This is a genomic window from Streptomyces flaveolus (genome assembly GCF_000716535.1).
GTDB lineage: Bacteria > Actinomycetota > Actinomycetes > Streptomycetales > Streptomycetaceae > Streptomyces > Streptomyces flaveolus_A.
In genome coordinates, this window is record NZ_JNWV01000126.1 from 1 (window position 1) to 1,226 (window position 1,226).

Genomic DNA, 1,226 nt, shown 5'->3' on the forward strand with positions numbered 1-1,226 from the left:
GGTTGCGTCCTGAGAAGTGGTGTACGGGTTCCCACCTGATCCGGGCGTTTGCCCCGGCGTCGGAGTGAGAGTCCGGATACAAGAACGGCCACCGGCTGATCTTCGAGTTGTCGAAGGCTCGAAGGAGATCAGCACGATGACCGCACCCGACAGTCTGCCCCTGCACGCCCTCGCGGAAGACAACCTCGCCGCGGCGAGTCCCGATCTGCTGCGCGCGATGGTCAAGACGTTCGCCGACGCACTCATGTCCGCGGAGGCCGACACTCTCTGCAATGCCGAATACGGCCAGGTCAGCGAGGAAAGAGTCAACCACCGCAACGGCTATCGCCCACGCGAGTGGGACACCCGCGCCGGGACCGTCGAACTCGCCATCCCCAAGCTCAGGTCCGGCAGTTACTTCCCGCACTGGCTCCTGGAACGACGGCGCCGGGCCGAACAGGCCCTGATCTCGGTGGTCGCCACCGCCTACCTGCTCGGCGTCTCCACACGCAGAGTCGAGAAACTCGCCCAGTCCCTCGGCGTCACCCAGCTGTCGAAGTCCCAGGTCTCCGCGATGGCCAAGCACCTGGACGAACAGGTCGCCGCCTTCCGCAACCGGCCACTGGAGGCCGGACCCTACTCATTCGTCTGGGTCGACGCGCTGACCCAGAAGGTCCGCGAGGGCGGCCGCATCATCAACGTCCACGCGCTGATCGCGGTCGGGGTCAACGCCGACGGGCACCGCGAGATCCTCGGCATCGACGTCGCCACCGCTGAGGACGGCGCCGGCTGGCTTGCCTTCCTGCGCTCGCTGATCGCCCGCGGCCTGTCCGGCGTCCAGCTCGTCATCTCCGACGCCCACGCCGGCCTGGTAGACGCCATCGGCGCCGTGCTGCCCGGCGCCTCCTGGCAGAGATGCCGCACCCACTACGCCCGCAACCTGCTCTGCCAGGTCCCCAAGTCCGCCCAGCCCTGGGTCGCCACGCTGCTGCGGACCGTCTTCGAACAACCCGACTCCGAGGCGGTCCAGGCCCAGATGCGGCACGTCCTCGACGCCCTGGAGGCCAAGTTCCCCAAGGCCGCCGAACACCTCGACGCCGCTCAGCACGAGCTGCTGGCATTCACCGCCTTCCCCCGCGAGATCTGGCGGCAGATCTGGTCGAACAACCCGCAGGAACGGCTGAACAAGGAGATCCGCCGCCGCACCGACGTGGTCGGCATCTTCCCCGACCGCACCGCCGTCATCC

The 1,226-nt window shown here is 68.0% G+C and carries 1 protein-coding gene; it reads left to right on the forward strand.

Translation table 11 applies throughout. The features are described from left to right. Positions 1 to 136: 136 nt before the first annotated feature. Positions 137 to 1,226: IS256 family transposase (locus OO52_RS45455; RefSeq protein WP_030941202.1), on the forward strand; the 1,090-nt coding region annotated here is incomplete at its 3' end.